Source organism: Arenicella xantha (genome assembly GCF_003315245.1).
GTDB classification, from domain to species: domain Bacteria; phylum Pseudomonadota; class Gammaproteobacteria; order Arenicellales; family Arenicellaceae; genus Arenicella; species Arenicella xantha.
Genome location: NZ_QNRT01000002.1, coordinates 791,527 through 816,132 on the forward strand (window position 1 = coordinate 791,527; position 24,606 = coordinate 816,132).

23 protein-coding genes are annotated in these 24,606 nt (G+C 47.5%); 9 read left to right on the plus strand and 14 right to left on the minus strand.

What is annotated here, in order from left to right; all coding sequences use genetic code 11:
- Nucleotides 1-39 precede the first annotated feature (39 nt).
- The 3 genes from DFR28_RS09215 to DFR28_RS19695 all read right to left on the minus strand — a co-directional run bounded on the left by DFR28_RS09215 (nucleotide 40) and on the right by DFR28_RS19695 (nucleotide 2,804).
- Nucleotides 40-1,962, minus strand: coding sequence for a DUF2207 domain-containing protein (locus tag DFR28_RS09215; protein WP_113954036.1), 1,923 nt, complete (start codon nucleotides 1,960-1,962; stop codon nucleotides 40-42).
- 12 nt (nucleotides 1,963-1,974) lie between these two features.
- Nucleotides 1,975-2,520 (minus strand): LemA family protein, encoded by a 546-nt coding sequence (locus DFR28_RS09220; RefSeq protein WP_113954037.1) that lies wholly within the window; start codon nucleotides 2,518-2,520, stop codon nucleotides 1,975-1,977.
- Between the two features lie 125 nt (nucleotides 2,521-2,645).
- The gene (locus DFR28_RS19695; protein ID WP_170132044.1) at nucleotides 2,646-2,804 is read right to left on the minus strand and encodes a hypothetical protein; all 159 of its coding nucleotides are present in this window, start codon (nucleotides 2,802-2,804) and stop codon (nucleotides 2,646-2,648) included.
- Between DFR28_RS19695 and DFR28_RS09225 the strand changes: the two genes are divergently transcribed.
- The gene (locus tag DFR28_RS09225) at nucleotides 2,799-3,728 is read left to right on the plus strand and encodes a DUF2608 domain-containing protein (protein WP_113954038.1); all 930 of its coding nucleotides are present in this window, start codon (nucleotides 2,799-2,801) and stop codon (nucleotides 3,726-3,728) included. The two genes, DFR28_RS19695 and DFR28_RS09225, sit on opposite strands and share 6 nt — an antisense overlap.
- Nucleotides 3,729-3,863: 135 nt before the next feature.
- Here DFR28_RS09225 and DFR28_RS09230 read toward each other — a convergent pair whose 3' ends face one another.
- The gene (locus tag DFR28_RS09230) at nucleotides 3,864-5,690 is read right to left on the minus strand and encodes a choice-of-anchor Q domain-containing protein (protein ID WP_113954039.1); all 1,827 of its coding nucleotides are present in this window, start codon (nucleotides 5,688-5,690) and stop codon (nucleotides 3,864-3,866) included.
- A 479-nt stretch (nucleotides 5,691-6,169) separates the two neighbouring features.
- Here DFR28_RS09230 and DFR28_RS09235 point away from each other — a divergent pair, with 479 nt between their 5' ends.
- The 5 genes from DFR28_RS09235 to DFR28_RS09255 all read left to right on the plus strand — a co-directional run bounded on the left by DFR28_RS09235 (nucleotide 6,170) and on the right by DFR28_RS09255 (nucleotide 8,966).
- Complete coding sequence (locus DFR28_RS09235; RefSeq protein ID WP_113954040.1) at nucleotides 6,170-6,523, plus strand: DUF4870 family protein; 354 nt, start codon at nucleotides 6,170-6,172, stop codon at nucleotides 6,521-6,523.
- Between the two features lie 240 nt (nucleotides 6,524-6,763).
- The gene (locus DFR28_RS09240; protein WP_113954041.1) at nucleotides 6,764-7,276 is read left to right on the plus strand and encodes an RNA polymerase sigma factor; all 513 of its coding nucleotides are present in this window, start codon (nucleotides 6,764-6,766) and stop codon (nucleotides 7,274-7,276) included.
- Nucleotides 7,273-7,803, plus strand: a complete 531-nt coding sequence (locus DFR28_RS09245) for a hypothetical protein (RefSeq protein WP_113954042.1) — start codon at nucleotides 7,273-7,275, stop codon at nucleotides 7,801-7,803. Before DFR28_RS09240 ends, DFR28_RS09245 begins: the two co-directional genes overlap by 4 nt.
- Nucleotides 7,804-7,836: 33 nt before the next feature.
- Nucleotides 7,837-8,367, plus strand: coding sequence for a DUF4252 domain-containing protein (locus DFR28_RS09250; protein ID WP_113954043.1), 531 nt, complete (start codon nucleotides 7,837-7,839; stop codon nucleotides 8,365-8,367).
- 35 nt (nucleotides 8,368-8,402) lie between these two features.
- Entirely contained in the window at nucleotides 8,403-8,966 is a 564-nt protein-coding gene (locus tag DFR28_RS09255; protein WP_113954044.1) for a DUF4252 domain-containing protein, read from the plus strand.
- Between the two features lie 110 nt (nucleotides 8,967-9,076).
- On the opposite strand, the gene rdgC is transcribed toward DFR28_RS09255, so the two are convergent.
- Nucleotides 9,077-9,985 (minus strand): recombination-associated protein RdgC, encoded by a 909-nt coding sequence (gene rdgC, locus DFR28_RS09260; protein ID WP_113954045.1) that lies wholly within the window; start codon nucleotides 9,983-9,985, stop codon nucleotides 9,077-9,079.
- A 465-nt stretch (nucleotides 9,986-10,450) separates the two neighbouring features.
- Between rdgC and DFR28_RS09265 the strand changes: the two genes are divergently transcribed.
- Both DFR28_RS09265 and DFR28_RS09270 read left to right on the plus strand, forming a co-directional pair.
- The gene (locus tag DFR28_RS09265; RefSeq protein ID WP_113954046.1) at nucleotides 10,451-11,119 is read left to right on the plus strand and encodes an HAD family hydrolase; all 669 of its coding nucleotides are present in this window, start codon (nucleotides 10,451-10,453) and stop codon (nucleotides 11,117-11,119) included.
- Nucleotides 11,120-11,196: 77 nt separating this feature from the next.
- Entirely contained in the window at nucleotides 11,197-11,463 is a 267-nt protein-coding gene (locus DFR28_RS09270) for a DUF4404 family protein (RefSeq protein ID WP_113954047.1), read from the plus strand.
- 35 nt (nucleotides 11,464-11,498) lie between these two features.
- Here DFR28_RS09270 and DFR28_RS09275 read toward each other — a convergent pair whose 3' ends face one another.
- The 8 genes from DFR28_RS09275 to DFR28_RS09310 all read right to left on the minus strand — a co-directional run bounded on the left by DFR28_RS09275 (nucleotide 11,499) and on the right by DFR28_RS09310 (nucleotide 22,679).
- Nucleotides 11,499-12,377: a transglutaminase family protein gene (locus DFR28_RS09275; RefSeq protein ID WP_113954048.1), complete on the minus strand. Its 879-nt coding sequence runs from the start codon at nucleotides 12,375-12,377 to the stop codon at nucleotides 11,499-11,501.
- Entirely contained in the window at nucleotides 12,377-14,911 is a 2,535-nt protein-coding gene (locus DFR28_RS09280) for a circularly permuted type 2 ATP-grasp protein (protein WP_113954049.1), read from the minus strand. The genes DFR28_RS09275 and DFR28_RS09280 overlap by 1 nt, the downstream gene beginning before the upstream one ends.
- 38 nt (nucleotides 14,912-14,949) lie before the next feature.
- On the minus strand, nucleotides 14,950-18,348 hold the full coding sequence (locus DFR28_RS09285; protein WP_113954050.1) for a transglutaminase family protein: 3,399 nt from the start codon (nucleotides 18,346-18,348) through the stop codon (nucleotides 14,950-14,952).
- Between the two features lie 253 nt (nucleotides 18,349-18,601).
- Nucleotides 18,602-19,402: a transglutaminase domain-containing protein gene (locus DFR28_RS09290; RefSeq protein WP_113954051.1), complete on the minus strand. Its 801-nt coding sequence runs from the start codon at nucleotides 19,400-19,402 to the stop codon at nucleotides 18,602-18,604.
- 255 nt (nucleotides 19,403-19,657) lie between these two features.
- Nucleotides 19,658-20,512, minus strand: coding sequence for a PA4780 family RIO1-like protein kinase (locus DFR28_RS09295; RefSeq protein ID WP_113954052.1), 855 nt, complete (start codon nucleotides 20,510-20,512; stop codon nucleotides 19,658-19,660).
- Between the two features lie 33 nt (nucleotides 20,513-20,545).
- On the minus strand, nucleotides 20,546-21,550 hold the full coding sequence (locus DFR28_RS09300) for an alpha/beta fold hydrolase (protein WP_211316940.1): 1,005 nt from the start codon (nucleotides 21,548-21,550) through the stop codon (nucleotides 20,546-20,548).
- A gap of 190 nt (nucleotides 21,551-21,740) precedes the next feature.
- Nucleotides 21,741-22,247, minus strand: a complete 507-nt coding sequence (locus DFR28_RS09305; protein WP_147250981.1) for a hypothetical protein — start codon at nucleotides 22,245-22,247, stop codon at nucleotides 21,741-21,743.
- Between the two features lie 48 nt (nucleotides 22,248-22,295).
- Nucleotides 22,296-22,679, minus strand: a complete 384-nt coding sequence (locus tag DFR28_RS09310; protein WP_147250982.1) for an MBL fold metallo-hydrolase — start codon at nucleotides 22,677-22,679, stop codon at nucleotides 22,296-22,298.
- Between the two features lie 309 nt (nucleotides 22,680-22,988).
- Between DFR28_RS09310 and DFR28_RS09315 the strand changes: the two genes are divergently transcribed.
- Nucleotides 22,989-23,909 carry a DUF3667 domain-containing protein gene (locus DFR28_RS09315; protein ID WP_170132045.1) on the plus strand — a complete coding sequence of 307 codons (921 nt, stop codon included), beginning with the start codon at nucleotides 22,989-22,991 and terminating at the stop codon, nucleotides 23,907-23,909.
- A gap of 55 nt (nucleotides 23,910-23,964) precedes the next feature.
- Here the strand turns inward: DFR28_RS09315 and DFR28_RS09320 are convergent, their stop codons facing one another.
- Nucleotides 23,965-24,429 (minus strand): VapA/VapB family virulence-associated protein, encoded by a 465-nt coding sequence (locus DFR28_RS09320; protein ID WP_113954056.1) that lies wholly within the window; start codon nucleotides 24,427-24,429, stop codon nucleotides 23,965-23,967.
- Nucleotides 24,430-24,606: the final 177 nt, after the last annotated feature.

The window sequence follows — 24,606 nt, forward strand, 5'->3', positions numbered from 1 at the left end:
TTAGGCACACCTAAGCGGCATCTTGCTGCTACTGAACGACTACCAGCCACCGCCACCACCACCGCCTCCGCCGCCTCCGGAAAAGCCACCACCAGACGAAGACGAAGAACTCGGCGGAGTCGAAGCCGCGACCACACTGCTGGCTAAACCGGCCGCGATAGCAGGTGCAAACGACCCCATAGACGAGCCACTGCCACCGGCATACCAAGCTGAGCGCTGCGAGTGCTTATCTGAATCCCAATTCGCAGCGGCCAACACATCGGTAAACTGACCGGACCATTCTGTTTCTAAATCAAGCGCAATGGCAAACGGCAATAGCTCTTCATAAAGCTGTGGTGTTTTTTCAGGGAGGTCTAATCGCTTCAAGCTTTCGTGCTCAGCTTTTGATAAATACAAGCGAAAACCTTCGATTTGATCTAGCGTGCCAACTGCGGCCTGTTTCGGTGCTGGCATCAGATAACTAAACAGCCCAAGCAATACTCCAAAAACGACAAACCCCAGCGCCATCAATGTATTGGCGTAGTAAAAATTGATCGCAGCCACCGCTAAGCTAATGGTAGCGAGCGAATAACCAAACGGCCAATCTTTTCTACGCACCACCATGATTGAAATAAAGGCTACGACAATCGCAACTACCAGCATGATGCCGATTAAACTATCCTTACCAGTCAAGCCCACCGTCGCCATTAGCAACAGGCCGGCAAGACCGATTAGTCCGCCGATTACTAATGGCCATACGTGGTTCTGATGTGACTTGTCAGCAAATTCCGACATTAGAAACACATCGTAACGTTCCTTAAGCTTCTTTAAACGACTGTCGTACACGCCATCCAAAGTGACTGAATCGCGACCATCAAATAAGCCTTTAACCAATAGCTCTTCGCTTGGCGAAAGTGGCTTACGTTCGATTCTGTTAGTCGCGTCGGACTCAGAATCAGGCTTGTCAGTAGACGTTAATCTGAACGTATCTCTTCTTGGCTTGCTAATGGTAAGCCAGCCTTTGATAGCAGCACTTAATACCCCAACCGAAAACGACGTATCATCCACTCGATTCCGAAACACTGCGCGATGCGCAGCAGCGGATAACTCTTTCACCGGCCGATACTGCGCAATGATAATTCCGCGCCTAGGGTCTCGACCAATCAAATGCCAACAGCAAAGAAACATCACTCCCATCAGCACGAGCAAACTAGCACCCCAGAACCATAACTTATTATCACTATACAAAGCCGCCAACTCAGACGCTTGCGGAATGGCAATATTTGCCGCATCGAACCGCACTCTAATCGTCATGCCTTGGCCAGCTCTCAACTGACTGGTGGCGGCCACCTTCAAATCGCGATTATCAGCTAAAGCAAACTGCGCATCGCTAGCTGATGAACCTTGATAACCGGTATAAACTTCCTGTTGGTGAATGCTGGCGTTGTCGGGTAAAGTTACCTGTGCACTAGCCTGCTCGATTCGAAAACCCCAGCCGTTACCAGTTACATTCCAATACAATTGCGCAATACCGTCATTGACCGCGACTTGGCGTTCAGCCGTGTAACTCAAAGTATAGGTGTGTTCACCGTGTTCCAAATAGCGCTGCTTGCTTCCAAAGAAAATACGTATCCCGTTATTTAGCGCCTGCACATGGTACGGCTCGTGGTCACCATTGCGTAGCAAGCTATGTACCTCAATCGGCGCTTTAGACTTAAATCCAAACTTGCCGTATTTCGGATGATCGTAGGAAGTTGGCAAATCGCGATACACACCGCGTTTTATATTTAGACCCTCGGCGTTCACGGTAATTCGTTCGACCACATTAAAGCTGCCATCCCGGTTAACCGTGATATCACTGTGAAAATCGAGAATCGCCTCGTCGGCCTGCGCCACGGAAAGCGGCAATAACAACAAAGCAATAAGCAACATCCAGTTCTTAATGCTTCTTTTGGAATGACTAACCCAGCCAAATCGACTCATATAAAATCCTCCTTAAGATAGTTTGATCAACGGCGTCGCTCGCATCGCTGGTAACTCTAGCTCGAAAAACTTACGGCTCTCAAACGAGAACTGCCGAGCAATCAAATTTGATGGAAACGACTCAACTAACACATTTAGATCACGCACTGCGCCGTTGTAATAACGCCGCGCGCTCTCAATGTCCCCCTCTACCGCAACCAAGTTGTCCTGCAGGCGCTGAAAATTCTGATCGGCCTTAATCTCGGGGTAATCCTCAGCCAGCACCACAATTTGATTTAATTGCTTGCCAAATGACTGCTCACGCTGCTCGGTCTTTTGCGTATCGTCACTAATGTTTGGCGCACGCAGTTCGGTGGTCCTAACCAATAAATCGGTTTCATGCTTGGCATACGACTTGACTACATTAGCCAACAACGGAATAAGATCATGCCGCTTGGTAAGCTGAACTCCAATGCCACTCCATGCATCTAACGCATAGTTTCTAGCGCGCACCAAACGGTTGTACATCCATGTAATAAAACAAACTAAAACAACTACAAACCCCAACGCTATTTCCATTTACCCTCAGCAGTTTCAGTAACTTGTAACCTTGTATATAGGGGCATAATACATATTTTCAATTGAACAAGTAACCAGCGAGCGCCGACGCATAGTATGGGTTCATAACGAGGATACTTTCGACTTTAGCCCCAAGCCCGACCAAAAACAGCCAGCAAGTTTTGTATGAGTGCCAAACTGTCAGCCAATTCCGCTTCGACTCTAAACGTGGTTAGCCTTGCTTTGTTTCGGTATGCTAGCGCAATAATCGCACAGCGCTCTGCCGGTAAAAAAACAATATGCATAAACCATACTCAACTAGAATTTGGCTAGGACTCATCTGGATAGCTTTGTTATCGGGATGTGTTTCAAGCGGTCAAAAACTCAATCGATCAGTCGTAACACCGGTCAGAGTCATTAACTCAAATTCTTTTTCTGACATTGCTTCCGAGATTGCCAGCACCAACCAGAATCACCGAACCGATCGAGTACTGGTGGTACTCGATATTGACAATACGATACTGACTAGCAACATAGATCTCGGCAGTGACATTTGGTATCAGTGGCAAAGAAGCAGCCTGGAAATCATTCCTACCGAGACTCAAAAAGTCGACTGTTTGTTCGAAGATGCAATCGGCTTGCTGTATGAACTTAACCCATTAGTACTAACCGAAGACAACATACCTAACATAATTTCTACGTGGCAAAACAATGGCAACTATGTCATCGCATTAACGTCTCGAAGTCCAAGATATCGGGCGGCGACCGAGAGAGAGCTTCTCAACAAAGGTATTGATCTTTCAAAAACGGCGATAACCGAGCATGGAAAAACAACCGTCGTTTATAGAGAACAGCTTCAGCGCGAAATCAGTTACATGAACGGAATTATGATGACTTCCGGAATGGATAAAGGAAAAATGCTCAAGCATCTCATTTCAAAAGTGTCAAAACTATCGAATGAATCGCCAATGTTTGATGCAATTACCTTTGTCGATGATTCACTGATTAATATTCAGAATATGCATCAGGCGTACGAAAATACTAGCGGCGTTGAGTTGACCGCTATTCATTACACACACGTCGAAGAACAAAGAAAACAAAATTTTGGCGCGGTACTCACGCAAGAGCAAGCAAACAAAATGGATGAGGATTGGAAGTCGCTGACAACCTTTCTAAATCAGTTATTTCCACGCAGACAGGTTGGAGCTACTTGTATCGCTAACGAGTGAGAATTCAAAGCAACTACAACTACTTCACAACAATACAAGACGACTGATACATAGGAGTGACGCGCATGAAAAACGACATTTTTTATGTGCATCCATAATCGTGCTCTGCAACATGCCGCGCTAATTGGGAATAAGTTAGAGACAGAAGGTAACCAGCTTGGCGTTGGCCGTGGGCACGACAAAGCATGCATCGTCTTCGATAAAATATTCCACCGAGCCGATGTCGCAATGGCTGTCTTGCCGGTTGTTGGGTCCGCGTTGATCAGCGCCAGAAAAGTAAAGGTCACAGATAAACGCGTCTCCATTATCTATAGCAATACTACCTATGGGGAGCGCATGAGTTCGGGTAGGGCCACCGTTGTTACTAAGCGGCGATATTATTTGGTTAAGTATCTGCGGATTATTGCCATCGCTCGTCGCGAAGATATTGTCACCCGTAATCGGCACTCCTGAAAATGACTCTGCGGTAGTAAATTTAGCGCGGCCTAAGACATTGTGACCTACCTCCAGCGTAAAAATAGAACCACCATCTAAACGTATTTCCGAGCTCGAAAATTCAGAACGATTACCAGCCACAATGGTGTTGCTAAGCGAAACAAAAGAGTCGCTACCATTTGCGGAAATGCCACCGGCTCCAAACACACTGGTATTTTCACTTAGGGTGCTGCCATAGGAGATAATCTCACTTTCATTAATTTGGTGAACACCTCCGCCCAAATTCGCAGCACTATTATTTGAGATCGTTGAATTCAGTATATCGATTATAGTTTCTCCATTGCCTGCTTGCGGAGCATTCAAAATGCCCCCTCCATCATGGCCGCTAACGTTATTAGCTATGGTTGACCCATGCAGAGTAATCTGGCTATTAGCACTGGCGAACGACGAACTGCGCATAGTAATGTAGATGCCGCCGCCACCAATTGCGGTCGAGACTTCGCCAAGCGCCTGAGCCCTATTACTTGAAATTGAAGAATCTTGTACGCTAACATCACTGGCAATCGTATAAATACCACCACCGCTACCGGTTGCTGTATTAAGGCTAATCTGAGAACGGACAATACTGAGAGAAGATGAGCTTACTTCTAGGCCACCGCCTCTACCGCCAAAAAAGCTACCATCATCGCTAATACCCGCAAGATAGTTGTTGCTAACGCTAGAATTCGAAATCGACGCAGATGTCCCACTCAAACTCAATCCGCCCCCGCTAGTCTTCGCTGAATTACCTGAAATGGTAGCCCCAGTGATTGTCGCCGTGTCTGACCCAACAAAAATACCACCGGCGTCATACATGGTTGCTGTATTGGAGGTGACCTGCGAATCTGAAATAATTAAGTGATCACTCCGATCAGAGATACCGCCGCCCGAGACGGCCGTATTATTATGAATCTGAGAATCATTGATTGTCAGTAAATCCGCGCGTGCCGCGATAGCCCCTCCGCTACCATACACTGCAGTATTACCGTACAAAACAGTGTTCTGCAGTATTAAGTTTCCTCTATTAACGTAGATCGCACCACCATCATCATAGTCCTTAGGTAACCCACCATCCGAACCATCACCACCGGTAAGCGTTAGATGACTCAACGTAACCTTAGCATCAACAATATTGAAAATACGAGAAGTGTTAGCGGCGTCTATCGTTACATCATTAGCGGACGGATTGATGTATACATCATCAGTTATCGTGAGTTCGCCATTTGCCAACTTAACGCTACTCACCGAAAATTCGATCGTATCGACACCGGCCGCAGAACCAACACCACACCCATTATCAAGATTCATATTCGCATTCGCGGTTTGAACCGCCTCTCGGAGTGTGCAGCCAGCAGCACTATCGACGTCACTGTTAACCACGAATATTGCTGCATGCCCAGTCGACGCTGCAAATGGAATAGCCAATGCCAAAAGCGTCTTTTTAAAGCGTCTAATATTTCTTGTATTACCGTGTTTATCTAGATTCATGTATTACGCCTTCGGTTAACTGATAGTCACGAGCGTTGCCAACTTCAACTGATTCGACTCAGAGAAGCACTTCAGTCAACGAACGTCATTCATGCTAGCTGTATTGGGTATCGAATAGCTTGATGCCGATGATAGTTTAGAGCTGACTGCGTGAACTCTATCTCGGTGAATAACGCTCAAATCAGCATAGAAACTCCAGTGTAGCAGCGAGCACAGAAGTAAGTAAAAGGGCCAAATGGCCACTTAAGAGCGAAACAAGCTGGTCGAGTGCGGCGAGTCTGATGCCCATTTATATACCCTAGACTTCAGCGGCATGGATAACAATGCGTTGTGTTCGCCCGTGAAAATAACGTTGCTCACTGACGGATTCAACAACTCAAAAAACAACGCCCCTCCGAAAGTTGAATCCAAAACCGCAAATCTCGTATCTAAGTTAATAACAGGACTACTTAACTTTAACGCAAAGAGAGGGCAATTCCATGAGCGCACTAGCAACAACTACTTCTACCACTACCAGCAGCAGCGAGTATAAAGGCCATGCTTTGGTTGCCTATATTCTACTAGCGATCGGATTGTTTACGGCCATTCCACTCTTGTTTGGCGCAGTGTGGGCGATGATCCAAAAGAAAGGTGCCTACGGCACGATTTACCACAGTCATTTAGTTAACACCACACGGGTATTTTGGTGGAGTTTATTCTGGACCATCATCGGCGCCTTGTTAGCCGTGGTTGGCATCGGCTATCTAATCTGGTGTGTCACTTGGCTTTGGGTACTTTACCGAGTTGTTAATGGCTTGGTGAAAGTAATGTCCGACGAGCCCTACCCCGTTTAGTTCACTTAGTTCCATTGCGACCGGCTGGTCATATCAATCTAAGGGTTGGTAAATAAACCCGGATACCCAGCCGGCCCGCATTTTGACAACTCGCTATACAGTCTTAACGCTAGTCAGCTCAATCGTCCGGCCTCTTGTTTCACAAAAAACGATAAAGCAAACAATTTTTGTAACCTTTCCTCCGCTCGAACGTATTACTAACTGAACGGCAACAAAAACACTCATCGGACCACATTCTCAATGAAACGCTTGTTTCTAACAATGGTTGATCAGCACCAGCAATTAGTCTATTCGCAGGCGATGTTTATCTTGGCGAATAAAGCCGACGCTGAAGATGCCACGCAGGAAACTTATGAGCGCTTTTGGGCGGCACTAAATAAACCACGCCCAGGCAAAGAATTTACTTCCGAGTCAGCCAAAGCATGGTTACTGCACGTGGTACGTAATCTCTGCATCGACAAATTACGTCGACGCAAACCAACAACGACCCAAGAGCTTGATGAGTTTGAAAACCAAAGTTCACACAGCAAGCCGGTTACTGAGCTCATGAGCAAGCAAATGAATTCATGGCTAGGTCGAGCCATCAAAAAATTAAAAGAGCCGTATCGCTCACTAATCATCCTAGCTGACTTACAACAACGCTCAATTAAAGACGTGGCCCGAACCCTTAACCTCAATGAAAACCAAGCCAAAGTTTACATACACCGTGGCCGCAGGCAATTGCGTGGCTTTTTGCAAGGCATCGAACTATGAAACATCAGGAAACAGATTATTTAGACACGTTATTCACTGCTCGCGCTGATGCCACCCAAACGTCGGAGGAAGGGTTCCCTCTGATTGAGGTGCCAGACGGTCTGAGCGACAAACTTTATGCCATTGCTGACGCAGCACCAATGGAAACATATCGGGCAAACAGCAGAAGTTTTAAACCCAGCTTGTTGGTGAGCTGGCCCACGCTAGGCAGCATCGCCGCAACCTTGATGATTAGCATGCTGGGATTTCAGTTTTATCAACAACAACAGACACTAAAGCACCTTGAGCAAGCTCAGGCTGATTTAGCCACAGCCCTACACTACTTAGGCGAGGCCAACCGGATTGCCCGAGCTCAGGTGCTTGATTCTCTGAATGACACTATAACCAAGGAAGCCAGCACCAAGACTAGACAAATGGAGAGAGCTCAGCCCTGGGTAGAACCCGCGTTGAGCACCGAAACCAACACCCTCACGCCCTATTTGGAAGCGCGTGAGCCTAAAGCATTGACACCCAACCGCAGCTTGTAAGCGGCACGATTAACTTTAATTAGAGAGGACATTATGAAAACTTTAAAACGACACCTAGTACTAGGCTTTATTGCATTACTACTAAGCAACCCAGCTTATGCCATTGCACAAGGTCAAATCGATTTTGCTGATTTGTCTTCCTTTTACGGAGAGCCGAAGGTCGAAATCAATCTAAGCGCTAGTCTCATGAAAATCATCGGCAGCTTTGCTGACGAAGAAGAAGACCCAGAAGTGGCTAATATCTTGGCAAACCTCGAATCGATCAAAGTGCGTGTATACAACTTAAATGGTGAACTTGAAAAAGCCAACTCAACAATCGACCGAGTGAGCGGTGAACTCAAAACCGACAACTGGGAAACGCTAGTAACGGTGAATAACAATGAAGAGAACCAAAAGGTAAGAATCTTTAGTAAATCGACGCTCAACGTGATTGATGGCGTCGTGGTGATGGTGGTGTCTCCTGAAAAAGACGGTGGAGAAGCGGTGTTTATAAATATCGTTGGAGAGATCGACCCTGACAATATCGCCAAGGTTACCGAAAAACTCGACATTGAAATTAACTAAGCCAACGATTCACACAACCACTATCTATCAAGCCTATGAAAGCCTTAAAAATTAGTTTAATCGTGCTTGCTTCACTGTTGTTGATTAGCGGTGCAGGATACCTATATGCATCGAGTGGCGTTAAGTCCAAACCAGGTTATGCCAAGCTGGCGAGCCCACAAGGACACTCAGTTAACGCTTCAATCTCTCTCAATATTGGGCCTGGCGGCGTCGCGCCAGTTCGTTGGTTGGTGGAGAAATTCATTGCGAGTTCAGAGCAACAACATGAACTGCCAGAACGGATTTTCCAGCGCGTATTAAAAGACCTAGAAGGTGTGCAGCTGCGGGTTTATGAAATTGGTCATAACCGCCCAGCATTTGATCAAGCTATTGCTGAATCCGTCGCGGCATTGAAGCAAAAGAATTGGCAAACGCTGGCGACAATTCGAGATGAAGATGAGCATGTCGTGGTGATGCACACTGGGAACGATGAACAAATTGACGGTCTGTCGATTATGCTCAGCTCGCACGACAACGCTGTGTTTCTCAATTTAATCGGCCGGTTCAATACGCAAACCATTGCCGCTGCAGTAAATGAATTAAATCGAGATAAGCTGTAGTTACGCCGAACACTAAACACTTCGCTTCGTATTAATCCATGTAAAGCGAAGTGTTAAAGTCCACTGACCGCAAGCTAGCAAGCTTCGAGTGGATCAATCGAGTTTAGAAATTAAGCGTTATCGTCGACACCACCAAATGCTTCACTCATCGCGCTGATAAACGCAGACAATTCGAGAGCCATAACCGAGAACTCAATATCAAATTGATCTGCCGCTGAGCCACCGCTGTGATTGTCCGCTTGTTCGGTTATCTCGTTACCATAGCGAATACGCTTAAAGCAGAATTGATCATCAATAATGCACTCAATACTGTCTTTCCAGTTAACCACTAGCTTAGCTACCTGCAGGCCCGAATCGATATGTCGGCTGACTTCATCAATCCATAAGTCCTGATGTTTAAACTTAACGCTGCGGCCGTCCTCCAGTGAAGTAAGTTCACACTCTTCGCCCACTTCAATATCGGCTGGAATCTCACCACCGGTCAACCAGTCAGTAAGCACTGCACGAGGAGTGTTTACCGGCGTTAGCGGAACAGTCTTGAGCGTGCCGATTGCCTCACGCAATGCGCTAAGTAGTTCCTCTGCTCGATTTGCCGAACTGGTATCAACCACAAGCAACTGATTCTTGGTGTCGATATAAGCAAAATCATATGAAGACTTTACTAACGCAGCCGGCATCAATGAAAAGATAATCTCTTCTTTCAAAGATTGTTTTTCGGCGCGTCCGACAGAGCGCGCTTCACGTTCGGCGATCTCCGCAACTTTTTCGTCAAGTGTTTCTTTTACAATAGCCCCAGGCAATACCTTCTCCTGACGCTTCATACAAATCATTATGTAGCCGTTGGCGGCATGCACATATTCGCTACCATCACGGCCAAGTGGTTGGGTCCAACCATACTTAACAGGTTCTAGGTTGCCGCACGGTGTAAATTCAAATTGGGCAAGTGCTTCGTTAAGTTCTTCAGGTGTATGTTTGACACTATCATTAAGGCGGTATATGCGTAGATTTTTAAACCACATAGATTATTTTATCTCAGGTTAATGGGCGGATTTAGCTCCGCCGCTGTTTTTATATTTCAGACGTAATGCGTTTTCGAATTAGGAATAATTGTTAATATTTTCAATTAGTTAAAAATAAAAACCTTATTCACAACAAGGCACATCTCAGACAATCGACATTCCTAATTAGCCTAACAACTCCGGTTGTCACCGGTGAAAACGGTCGCGCAGTCTAGCACAGCGCGCTGCAAAAACCCGCTTACAAATTGATTAGATACAACACCATTTAACAAAGGCAATTAGACCGAGTACATGAGTCTTCAGTGAGCCGTTTTCTGCACAACTTAGAAGACTCAAATTAAGCGAGATATCCTTTGTCACGGCGAGTTGCAGCACAGCTGCTTCAGTTTTGATATTTGCCAAGCGTTACCAGGCTAAGTATTCTCTAACAACGTCAGTAAACAGCTAATTCACCACGCACGCACCATGAAAACCCCTGCGCTTATTTTTGATCACGATGGAACCCTGGTAGACAGCGAGCTGTTGCACTTTGAATGTTGGCGCGAGGTGATGGCTGAATATGATGTAATCGTCAGTGAACAAGAGTACATCCGTGATCACAATGGCATTCCCACGCTACGCAATGCGGAGGTGTTTATAGAGACATATTCATTGTCGCTCGAACCCGCTCAATTGTGCGCAATAAAGCAATCCCTATTTACTACTCGGTCATTAGCAACACCGAGCCCACTGATGCCGACGGTTCTCAAAACATTGCAAGCCGCCAGTGCCGCTGGTTACCCAATGGCCATCGCCACTGGTGCTGAACGTGCAGACATTGAACGCAGCATGAGCGCTCATCAATTGGCGCATTACTTTACAACAACCGCGACTCGCTCCGAGGTAACACTCGGCAAGCCTGCGCCAGATGTTTATCTACTTGCTTGTGAAAGACTTCAGGTCGAACCCGCACGCGGAGTAGCCTTTGAAGACACTGCCGCTGGTGTAATGTCAGCTAAAGCAGCGGGCCTTATTTGCATTGCTATACCCAATCGTTTCTCAATGCACCAAGACTTAAGCCAAGCAGATGCGCAGTGTGACTGTTTATATGCCGCGTATCAGTTAGCGCCCCAGTTAATGGATTCTTCACCGTAATATTGAAACCAAGGTTGCTTAGAACACGGTATAGTAACCATTCAAGATTGTCGAAATTTACAACTAGTGAGGTACCTATGAGTGGTAAACAACTGCATGATTTACTGGAACAACTAAAAGAACAGCACCGCGGCTCAGGCATGGTTGATTCTGAGTATCAACAACATTTAGATGAGATTATTGGCTCACTCGAAAAACAAGCGTTAAACCCAGAAGCATTTGATCAGTATTCCGATCTAAACGATCGAATTCGTAATTTGGTGGTAGAAATTGAAACCGACCATCCTACAGTTAAGACAGTTCTAGATAGCATTCGTGAGGTGCTACGGAATTTTAGAGTGTAAAATATTTTTAGCAAGCCGAGCGAGCAGTCTCAACTCTAAACGCGATTCACATCCACTGACACGCTAAGGCTATGGCCTCGACCACCACCGAACACCACACCTTTTAGCGGTGTCACGTCAGTGTAATCACGGCCCCAAGCAGTAACGATATGTTGTTCACCTGGAATCGAGTTATTGGTTGGGTCAAACTCGAACCAACCCTCGCCCGGCGAATACACTTCAAACCACGCATGCGTGGCATCAGAACCAACCAACTTGGTTTGCCCCGGCGGAGGTAGCGTTTCGAGATAGCCTGACACGTAGCGCGCGGGATAGCCCAAAGAACGTAAGCAGGCGATTGCCAAGTGGGCAAAGTCTTGACAGACCCCCTTGCGGTGTTTGAACACCTCACTCACCGGGGTACTGACGCCAGAGAATCCAGGGTCAAAGCTGAACTGATCGTATATGTGCGCACTTAGCTCTCGCACCGACGACAAGAATGGCCGGTCATCATCGAGGAATGGTGTCGCAAAATCTGCCAACTGTTGATCAAACGCAATCATCGGTGATGCTAGAACATATTCGCGTGCCAACAGTGTTTCAAGTTCTTTTGAGCTGGCTAGGCGGTCACGCACCTGTGCACAGGTGCTACCGATATTCAAACTTGGCCAGTCAGCTGCCGCGCGCACATCAACTTGGCTCGTGGCTACCACCTCGAGAGTCTGATGTGAGTTCTCCACGGTAAAGTGAAATGCTTGATTACCGAAATAATCCTCTCGCGTCATCGACGTAGCAACTTGCGGGCTCACGCTCACCTGGTTACTTAAACACTGCTGACGAGCGGTGGTACGCGGAATCAAATAACCCAGATTCATTGCTTGGGTTACCGCTACAGGATATTGGTAACGCGTGACATGTCTTATGCTATAACGCATTAGTTTAGGTTACCAACGTACTCGACCAACTGTTGCGGGCCGGCGGCTTGGGTAAAGTACTCAACGCTTAGCGCATTATATGCATCGCCTAACAGCTTATGTATCTGACCGCATAATTGATCTAATTCCATGCGTGATTCTGAGACCGCATCAGCGATGCTAAGTTGACTAATTTTGCTCAACTGAACTTTGCTCTGCGCTTCCATTACAAAACGTAGCTGCGCACTCAATTCGGTGGTACGTCGCTCTCGCGGCAACGCGTAGATTGTATTGACGATGCTCTTCAGTTGGTATTCGATTGAGCGCGGATTACTAGCGTCCATTAAGACCAATTCCAACATATAGTTGGTTTTCAGCGCACCGCCAAAACGCCTGCGATACGAAATTAGCGACTCAACGCTCATACCCAAAGTCTCAAGAGTGATCGATTCTTGAAAATCACCTAGGCGAGAAAACAACAAGGCACGCAGTAGACTCGCGGTTTGCGACGCACGCTCCATACGGCGACCTAACTCCACGAATAACCAACCGGTGTCACGTATCATACTTTCGTTTACAATACCCGCAAGCGCCAACAAATTTGATAGTAGTGGCCCTAACGGTTCTTCCGGAGCACTCAAAAAATCGCCACTTAAATCACTTGCTAGCATGTCAAGCTCGTCGGTGATTTGGTTAATAATACGTTGGCTATCAGATGACAATAGTCCCGGCAGTTGTTCCGCGCAGGCTATTAGCGCCGTTACACTGTGAGCGACACTACCAATTCGATTCTGGTCGAGCAAAATACTCAGCAACTCCGAATTAGGATTATTAAGCAGCTCCGAATTATTGACGAAACCTGGGTACGTTGAGGTAATGTGTGTAGCCGCTTTCAGCATTGTCGCTCGGCAGGTTTGTGGTAATGACTGCACACCATTGAGCTGGATAAATAGAGTTCTAACATAGCGCAAGCTAGTTTCAGCTCGCTCCATATATCTCCCCATCCAGAACAAATTCTCAACCACGCGGCTCGGCAACTCCGCGCCTTCTGTGTAGCCACTAACCACACCTAATTGTGCCGACAAAATTTCGTGTTTCTCGGGTTCCGATGCGGTAACCCAAGTATCCTTACTGAACGAACCGAGATGATTGGCAATAGTGGTCGCCGATTCAGTTGCCCCAACTCGAGTTAATCCACCGGGCAATACTCGGTAAGAGGCGTCTTCAGAAGCCACCGCGAAACTACGCAAAATAATGGGGCGACTCACCACTTCTTGCTGATCTAACGTGGGCACATGCGAGGGGGTTAATTTCTCCTGAGCCACGTAATTCTGCGGCTGCGATTTTATCAGGCCTGTTAGTTCGTTGACTTGCTGGTCACTCAACTCAGACACGACTTTACTATTTAGCCCAATACCACGTGCTACCGACTTGACCACCAAGTCGTCAAGATTGGCAAGCACAAACTGATAATCATCTTGGTCACCACACCACCACGTTTTAGCCGACTCAAGCCGTAATGGGCGGCCAAGAAAGTGTTTGCTTATGTCAGGTAGAAATCGATACAAAACTGGGTTTTCCATAAAACCTGAGCCAAGCGGGTTAGCAATAGCCACGTTGCCAGCGCGTGCAACCTGTAACAGTCCAGGCAAGCCAAGTTTGGAATCTGGGCGTAACTCAACAGGGTCACAATACAATTCATCAACACGACGCAAAATGACGTCCACGCGCGTCAGCCCCTTTAGGGTTCGCATCCACACATATCCGTTGCGTACTACTAGGTCGCCACTCTGAACGAGACTGAAGCCCAAATAATTAGCCAGAAACGCGTGTTCAAAATACGTTTCATTATAAGGCCCAGGCGTTAACACTACGATTCTAGGCGAGTCTACTTGCGGCGCTAGGCTGATTAGCTTTTGCCGCAACACCTGGAAAAAACTGGTGAGCCGATGCACTTGATTCTCGCGCAGCAAGCTAGGGAGTACGCGCCCCATAACATTGCGATTTTCCAGTGCATACCCTAAGCCACTTGGCGCTTGCAAACGGTCAGAACTAATGCACATACGACCATTGTCGCGGCGAATCATGTCAACGCCATGAACAATGATTTGGTTGTCACCAGGTAAGCTTAAGCCTTGGCAAGAACGCAAAAAGCTTTGGTGTCCGAACACTAATTCTGGCGGCAATAGGCTGCGCGAAATAATCTCACGCTTACCGTAAAGGTCGCTGAAAATAAGATTGAACAACTCAGCTCTCTCTTGCAAACCGGCTTCAATCTCAACCCATTCAGCGCTGGGAATCAGCAGCGGCAATAGATCGAGTCCCCATGCCTGATGTCGCGAACTCGATGCGTAAGTATTATAGCTAGCACCATCTTCTCGCAGTATTCGAGCGGCTTTATGCTGGCGTTCACGTATTTCACCGACACCAAGCGTTGCCATACTGTCGAGCAGATAGCGCCAATCGGCCTTCAAGTTGCCATCTGCCTGAAATGCTTCATCGATGCGCGCATCGGGCACTTTATAGTCAGTCAAACGCTGGGGTATCGTATTCATTTAATATACGTGTAAAAACAGTAAAGTCGCCAAGCTAATCAACTGCCGATGATTTGCTGCTTGCGCAAATCAAGCATATGGGGATACTCGTCGGGCGACTCCTCTAACGGCGGCGCCATTGGTTTAGGCTCGTAATAATGCTCAAAAAACTCGCGCAACAAACCCTGCGAGTCTGTGGCCGGCACACTACCAGGTGTATGTCCAAAATCCCAAAAACGATTGACTCGACGTGATTCCGCCTCCAATGCGTTTAGCGGATAAGTGTCGTAGCTACGACCACCAGGATGCGTGACATGATAAGAGCAACCACCAATCGCTTTGCCGTTCCATGTATCGATAATATCAAACACTAACGGCGCATGAACGCCAATTGTAGGATGCAAGGCCGAGGGCGGCTGCCATGCGCGGTAACGCACCGATGCCACATACTGACCCTGCCGACCTGTACTTTGCAATGGTAAACGTCGACCATTGCACACCACGATATGCCGGCCATCAGTGAGACCATCAACTTTGACTTGCAGTCGCTCTACTGATGAGTCCACATAGCGCGCCGTGCCAAAACTACCAATTTCCTCACCTAACACATGCCACGGTTCTACCGCCCAACGTAAACCAAGTTTGATGTCGCCTACTTGCAGACGTCCGTAATGCGGAAACCTAAACTCTTCAAACGGGGCTAGCCACTCCAGATCAAACGGATAGCCATGATCGTTTAAGTCCTGCACTACGTCTTTAATATCGCTCCAGACATAGTGCGGCATCAAGAAACGATCATGTAACTGAGTTCCCCAGCGCACTAACGGCTTTTTATAGGGTTGGTTCCAGAAGCGTGCAACTAACGCTCGTAACAATAAGGTTTGGACTAACGCCATACGTGAATGCGGAGGCATTTCAAAACCTCGAAACTCGAGAATGCCCTGGCGACCACTACTGGTGCCTGGCGCGTAGAGCTTATCGATGCAAAATTCGGCGCGATGGGTATTACCAGTGATATCAATCAACAAATTACGCAATAAACGGTCGACCAACCACGGTTGCTCGACATCGCCATCGGGCATCTGTTGAAACGCGATTTCTAGCTCATAAAGCATTTCATCACGCCCTTCATCAACGCGCGGCGATTGACTAGTTGGCCCAATAAACATGCCTGAAAACAAATACGACAAACCTGGATGATGCTGCCAATACGTCACCAAACTCCGAACTAAGTCGGGACGACGTAGTAGCGGCGAATCACTCGGGGAAGCCCCGCCTAGGGTAATGTGATTGCCACCACCGGTTCCAGTATGACGACCATCGTGCATGAATTTTTCAGTCGCTAGCCGAGTTAAACGCGCCTCTTCATACAGGACAGTAGTGTTCTCAACCAGTTCCTGCCAGTTATTTGCGGGGTTAATATTTACCTCGATCACGCCAGGATCAGGCGTAACCAACAACTTTTCAATCCGTGCATCTTTGGGCGGTTCATAGCCTTCAATAATTACCGGCACCGCAAGTTGATTCGCCGTGTGTTCAATTAAGTTAATTAACTCAAGGTAGTGCTCCAACTGCTCAAGTGGAGGCATAAAAACATAGACTTTGCCGTCACGCGGTTCGATGCACAAAGAAGTCCGAATTGGCGCGATGGTTTTTTGCTTGGGGCTGGTTTTTTGCTTGGGGCTGGTTTTTTGCTTATGACTCGTTGTCACGGGGTCTCGAGCTACAACACTTGATATCACATTATTACTGGAGCCATCACTTGGCGCGGTTAAATGCGCCAGTGGTTCACGCTGCTCAAACGGATCACGCTCAGGCTCTCGTTCATTATCATCGGGAGTTTGTAATGAATTGAGTGGTAAGCGCAACCCCATTGGCGAATCACCAGGAATCAGCACCACGCGCTCAGCGCGCAACTTCCATTTAGAACTAGTCCAGGTTGCCGCTTGCTCGTCCCACTTTATTGGCAACACATAGCCGGCTTCGGCATCAACGCCTTGACGCAGTATACGGGCGATACGAGCACGCTCTAAACCATCTTTAGCTTTCGCGCTGTACGGGTCAATACCGGCCGGCAAACTTTCTTCGCGCCAAATATAATACAACGCATCTTCAAACGCTGGGTTGACAAACTGTTCGCCGACTCCTGAGCGTTTTGCCAAGGCCGAAGCAAATTTTTGTGCGTGATCAATCGTGAAACCATAGTCTTTATCTATGCGCCCGAGCAATTCAGCATTATGCCAAATCGGCTGCTGATCCTTGCGCCAAAAGCAACCCAAGGCCCAACGCGGCACTTCTTCGCCAGGGTACCATTTGCCTTGCCCATAATGTAGCAAGCCATTCGGCGCAAAGCGGTCGCGCAGTCGCAACAGCAATTTTTTAGCCAGATCGAGCTTATCTTGGCCTAACGCCTCAGTGTTCCACTGACCTGACTCCATATCATCAATTGACACAAAAGTAGGCTCGCCGCCCATGGTCAGCCGTACGTCGTTGTCGACTAGGTCTTGTTCTACTAAATTACCCAAGGCCAATATGCTTTGCCATTGATCTTCGGTGTAAGGCTTGGTCACCCGAGGATCTTCCAAGATGCGCGTAACCACGTTGCTGTAGGAGAATTCAACCTCGCACTTACCGGTGGCGCCGGTAATCGGCGCAGCGGAAATGGGCTCTGGCGTGCACGCCAGCGGTATATGGCCCTCACTAGTGAACAAACCTGAGGTTGGATCAAGCCCAACCCAACCCGCGCCCGGAAGATAGACCTCACACCAAGCATGTAGGTCAGTAAAATCTTCTGCTGGACCGCTGGGACCTTCAAGCGATTCGATATCCGGCGCTAATTGCACTAAGTACCCTGAAGCGAAGCGCGCCGCTAAACCGAGGTTACGCAAAATTTGCACCAGCAACCAAGCCGTGTCGCGGCACGAGCCCACTTTACTCGTCAATGTTTCGTGAGGTGTTTGTACACCTGGCTCAAAGCGCAAGGAGTAGTCGATTTCGCTTTCTAAGCGTTGATTCAACATCACTAAAAAGTCGTTGATCGGCATCGGCTCTGTCGGCACCGTATCTAACCAAGATCGCATTGATTTGGTCATGCGGGCTTTTTTCAAATAGGCGTGTAGTTCTTTACGAGTCTGCGCATCGTATTCAAACGGAAAGGTCTGTGCATAATCCTCTACAAAAAAATCAAACGGATTGTAGGCCGTCATATCAGCAATTAACTCGACCTCAAACGACAACGTAGTAGCACGTTTTGGAAACATCAGTCGCGCTTGGAAATTACCAAAGGGGTCTTGCTGCCAGTTAATAAAATGTTCGTCTGGTAGCACCGTGAGCGAATAGGCCAAAATAGGGGTTCGCGAGTGCGGTGCCGGCCTGAGACGCAATATATGCGGTGCAATATCAACCGGACGGTCAAATTCATAAGTCGTTTTATGGTGTAGAGCAACACGTATGGTCATGAGAATTAGTAGGATGAGTTATCTAAATTAAAAATCGAGCTATCGTTGCGATAACAACAGGCTTGCGATCGTCGTTGACCGAAGCAGGTATAAGCTAACATTTAGGTTGTTGAATAAACGTCGGTTGCGCTTAAGACTTGGCAACTGCGCCTCACTTGAATTAGTCAGAGCACAATCAATACCTAGCAACACGAGTGGTTTAGCGCTTAAGCATAGCGCGAACCGATAAACGGTTAAAGCCGATGCAAGAGGGCTAGTCAAGAAAAGGGTCGTTCACAGCTTCCACGCGGATTTGCATGTCACGGAGGTCAACTGCGTTGCCGAATTGAGTAAAGATCGCCACATCAGCGGCGTCACGACCATAAGCGATGGCAATCCGACCACCCAAAGGGTCGAATTGAGTAGCATCAAATGTATACCAACGATCGCCTACGAATGCTTCGAACCACGCGTGTAAATCCATCGGCTGCAAGCCTTCGAGGTAGCCAACGACCATTCGCGCAGGAATCGATAGCGCTCGACACAAGGCGATGCCGAGGTGCGCCATATCTCGACAAACTCCATTCGGACGCTGGTTAACCTCAGCGGCACTAATAAGTTCCTGCCCCTGCCCTGGTGTGTAAGCAACCGTTTGCTGAATATAGCGAACGATAGCCACACACTGATCATACCCAGCAGACTGACCAGTAACAATATCCGCCGCGGCTTGCGAGAACCGATCAGATTCACAAAATCGACTCGGCAGTAAAAACGGTAACACTTCAATCGGCAAATTTTTGATCTCCACAAAGCGTGCACCGAAAGCCACATCAGCACAAGCCGCGACCTCTGCGGTAACTGACGTGCTGATTCTGAAGTGGCCAGCGGGCGAAACCAGGCGCTGACAAAAATTACCGAACGGATCCACAAATTCATTCGCCTCCACCTCAGGCGAGTAACTATATTGCTCGCAAGCGATTGCTTGCTGCTCGCCATTGCGCGGACGCAACATGAGTAAAAACGGTGTCGGGGTCGGTATATCTAAGTCGAGCTGGCAAGAAGCGTGTAACCACATAAAGGTAAAATTGCTCGGAGAGTAAGTTCTGTTGCTAGTGTGCGGACAGCGCGACCGTGATACAAGTGAATTCAGTGCAAGGCACATGCATTTCGTGAGTTCACGACTAAACTAGCGCCTCGAAATATGACATTAGTCTCTCAAAAGCCACCAATGTCAAGAGCTTGACTATAGCAATGCATACTTAGGAATGTGAATTGCAAGCGTCATGAGACTTACCGGAGCTAGCAAATGAGCATACTCAACCCAGATTACTCAACCCTCGCGAGCGGCACGCAGACGTTGCTCAAGTTCTTCTTGTTCTTCCAAGGCCGCTTTAATCTCGAGCATCACTGCATCCACATTCGCTGGCTGCGTATCTTCTTGCACTAGCCCCGTGAGCTGGGTATCAGGCGTTAAATCACCATTCTCAAACAACGTCCAGATCTCCTTGGCATACTGAACCTTCAACAATTCTGGTGCAAACTGACCGTAATACTGCGTCATATTTCGAACGTCTCGCTCGAGCATGGACTTAGCATTATTGTTAGCCGACGCGTCCACCGCCTGCGGTAAATCGATAATCACTGGACCGTGCTCATCTACCAGCACATTAAACTCCGACAGATCTCCGTGAATCACACCAGCACACAACATCCGAACCACGTCGCGCATAACAATGGCATGATCGCGTCGCGCTCGTTCGGGGCTTAGCTCTACGTCGTTCAAACGTGGTGCTACGTAGCCATCTTCATCGGTAATCAGTTCCATTAGCAACACGCCACTAAAGCAACCATAGGGCTCGGGTACACGAACGCCAGCTTGGGCGAGTTTATAAAGCGCATCGACTTCGGCACTTTGCCAAATCTCTTCTTGCTGGTCGCGCCCGAACTTCGAGCCTTTTTCCATAGCGCGAGCGCGTCGGCTATTACGAACCTTACGCCCTTCTTGGTATTGCACAGCTTTCTTAAAACTACGTTGCGCAGCTTCCTTGTAGACTTTTGCACAACGCACTTCAGTACCGCAGCGCACCATGTACACCGTGGCTTCTTTACCACTCATTAATTGACCGATTACGTCATCAATAAGCCCATCTTCGATCAACGGCAACAGCCGTTTAGGCGTTTTCATATTAAATCCATGCGATCAACAAACTGTCGGTGACTATTTCCACACCGCCAACACGGTTTTCAATGCAGTAAGCAATGCGATTGGTTGATCCAACATTAAATGGTGTCGAGCATCTGGAATGTCGATGATCGGAAACGGCATTTGCTCCAATTCATCGATCAACTCAGTCAAATAGGCTGCTGAATCATCATTAAATAAATAACTCTTTTTACCATATATCACCGCCTTACGGCCAGGAGCAGACACCACGCGCTCGCCGGTCTTGGCCCATTTAGTTTCAAAGCCTGGTTCACGTCGAAACACGCCCGGATCAAATTTCCATTGCCAGCCGCCATCTACCTCGCGCAATGAATGAAATGCCATAAAATCAAATAATTCAGGGACTTCTACTTTCTGCGGCGGCGCTAACACGAATCGACCTTTAGCCGTTGGGTAATCAGGGTAAACGCGATTCGGTCTACTAGCATTCTGATTGCCAGGCGGTTTAAACTTCTCGGCATTCGCTTCCAACACGCTCGGGCGCATAATCATCAAGTCGCAAATTATCATGCCCGCGAATTTATCTGGGTGTTCATGCACAGCCGATACCGCGACCTGTCCACCATAGGAGTGCGCGATAATGGTTGGCTTAGACTCGTGTCCAAACAAACCAGTTTGCTCGGTAACTCCAAGCAATTCGTCAATCCGAACCTCTATCGGATACGCGTCACGCTTACCCGAGTCGCCCATGCCAGACATATCGTAGGCCACCACATGATAGTGCTCGGCTAAAAACGGTGCAATAAACGCCCAGCAACGTGAATGCGCCAAGAACCCATGCAGCATAATGATGCTCGGTTTAGTACGGTCGCCCCATCGGAAATACCGGATATCACAGCCGTCAACCGTTACGAAACCTTCTTCGCGCGGCACCTGCATCGCCTCGTGCAACCATTTAGGAGGATTGTCGACGGCGGCAGTCAGATCAGCCATTCCAGAACCAGAAAATGACGATGACTTACGGGCTAATTGAGAGCTTTCACTATTTTGATTAATCATGGAACGAGTCATAGAAAACATTATTTTGATAGACGAAGTGTACGCTAGATAGACGGCTACTTACACATTGCCATCACAATTGAGTACCAAGTTGGTTCTATCGATGCGCGGCCAAGCAGTCACTCAGCACCTTGCAAAATCAGGTGTTTAGAAGAATTCAATCACAATAAGATTTCAGTTCTACCGAAGCCTAATGAAACAGCACCACGTTAGTCCACATCGGTAACAAATTAAATTGTATATTGTGCTTTTCTGCGCGAGACCGTGCGTACTGAATACCTCCAGCCGCCTCAGTTTTTAACACCTTAGAAACTAATAGATTGGGCATAATTGGCTTTTCTTCAAGAGCATCAGTCAGACTATCGAAGTGGATTGGAAAAACTTGCTTGGGCTGAGTCGCGGTAACAATGTGCTGCCAATACGCTTGCTGATACGGGTCAGTTTGACCGGCAACACCACCAACCCCGAGAAACAACACATCTGCCTGAATATTATCTAGTGCATTCGGCACGAATCCGGCGCTGCCTTGTACCAAAATATCGCCCTTATAATGCGAAATCAACACGGAGTAGGCACCACCCATTTTGTAGTCAAGCGCTTTAGCTGGCGGCACCAGAGGTTGCTCTATCAGCGTGTCGCTTAATGCGGCAGCGCGCAACTTGGCATTGGGAAACTGATAATGATCGCTCGGTATCAAGGTAACAGAGAATGCGCCAAATTGGTAAACAGTATTATTTTTAGCTACCTAAATTTGGGCTTCATCCAGCCCCCAACCGCGCGCGATATTAGCCGTTGACTCCGAGCCCAACAATACCGCGCCAGTGCGTTTTGCCACTTCTGGCGCATCCATTGCGTGATCAAAATGACTGTGCACCGGAATAATCACATCAAGTTGCCTCAGCTCGCTGCGTTGCAACGCATGACTAATTGCTTGCATATCCGGTTCGATTTCGCCAGCGAGGACTTGCATCGCCGTGGGCCGACTAAACCATGCATCAAGCATAATTGCGCTGCGGCCGTCTGAGATCAACAGGTTGGTATTCCCCATGTATTGCACCGTAACGTCGCCCCTCTCAACGACTGATGCCGACAACTCCAAAGCCGCAAACTGCTCATAGTCGTCACGCATAAGCACCAGTCCGCTAAGCACAATGCCAAGCAACACAACCAAGATCGCTAGCAGTTTAATCGTGAGTTATATAAATTTCATACTGCTTGCGCTCAATAAGATGTGAATGATTACCGCGCTATACCAGCGCTTACGGCTAAGGTATTTGATTCTTACTCGCAACTCAAGAATACTAGCTACCACTCCACCTAGCGACGCTTAAGCTCGATCATGCCAACTAATAACAAGTGCCCAAATTGCCAGCACACATTGCACGGACAATATTGCTCGAATTGTGGGCAAAATCAAAAGAGCACTGACCGGTACTTTTTGACGCTAATTAACGAAGCGTTTGAAGGCATTTTCAGCTTGGATTCAAAGGCTTGGCGGACCACTTTTTACCTTTTTTTCAAGCCTGGATTTCTTACCAACGAACATTTCGCGAATCGTCGCGCTCGTTATATTTCGCCGCTACGCCTGTATTTGATCACCAGTATCGGTTTCTTTTTAACACTGTCGATGCTTAACCTATTTAATCCTAACTTCAAAATCGACGTCAACCAGAATGAGCCCGTCGAGACCAACAACTCAGAGCACAGTGAGCCAGCCGCTGACAACGTCTTATCAAGCAATCAAGAATTTAGCGACGATCCCAAGGTAAGCGACACACCGACCACGCTGCCAGGTAATACTGAACAGCCAACCACTGAGCTGGTCCAACCGCTCTCAAATAGCATTGACGAATTTCCACAGATCACTATTGATATTCCAATGGCTGACGAAGAAATGCGTCAGCAGCTCAACAGCAAACTACAAGCAAAAATCGAGAATGCCGTCGAAATAGCCAAGAAAAGTCCGAAACGTTTGATCTCGAAAATAATCGATACCGCACCGCCGGTTGTGTTTATATTGTTGCCATTTTTCGCACTGATTCTGAAAGTTGTTTACATCACCAGCAAGCGTTACTACGCCGAACATCTCATTCTGGCGCTGCATAACCATTCATTTTTGTTTGCCGCCATCACATTGATGACCCTGAGTCCATTAGTGTTAAGCCACGACATTGACGTGTGGTTTTCCTTGATACTGACCGTTTGGATCGGACTCTATATGTTGCTGAGCTTAAAACGAGTATTTAGACAAAGTTGGACAGTCACAATCATCAAGACCATGCTACTTGGTCTCGTTTACGTTAACTTACTCTCATTGGGACTTGTTACCGTTACGTTGATTGGCATTTTGCTACTTTGATACAAAATACCCCGAAATCCTCGAGGTATTTTGTTCTAAACATGAACGACTTTAGTTAAGACCAACTACCTGATCCGCCACCAGTACCCGACACGGTCGACACTGAACCGGCTTGAAAATGGCCAAGCAACGTATTGTTAGAATCGAAAAAGTACATTGCGGTGTAAACCGGCGTAGCGGTAAACGTAAAACTGGTGGTTCTAGCATACAAATCATTAAGCGATGAAGCGTCTGCTAGGTATACGTCGCCGAATAGTGCGCCGCCACCCGGAAAGCTAACGCCCCAAGCTGACCCGTCGAAGGTCTTCCCACCATTCACGTTACATTGCGCTTTCACATAAAAAATGAGGCTCGCAAGTGACCCGTTCGCACCATAAGCTGATGATGCCTTTAACACCGGCTCGGTCACATTAGCCAAGCTTTTGGCTGTGCTCTCGACCACCTCATCGCTTAATTTTCCGGTAAAATGTTGCTTAAAATCGCTGGCCAAGTTCACTGGCTGAGTTTGATTATTGCTCATGATTACTCCATGTAAATTAGGTTGTTGCTCTAGACGATATTGTCTAGACGCGTCACCGAGTATTGAGCAAAACAACAAACAACGGAATTACACGCGATTACACAACACCGTCAAGATTTGCCATGTCGCAAATGACAAAGGATCAAAAATGCAAGAAAACAGAGTTTTGTAGCACTG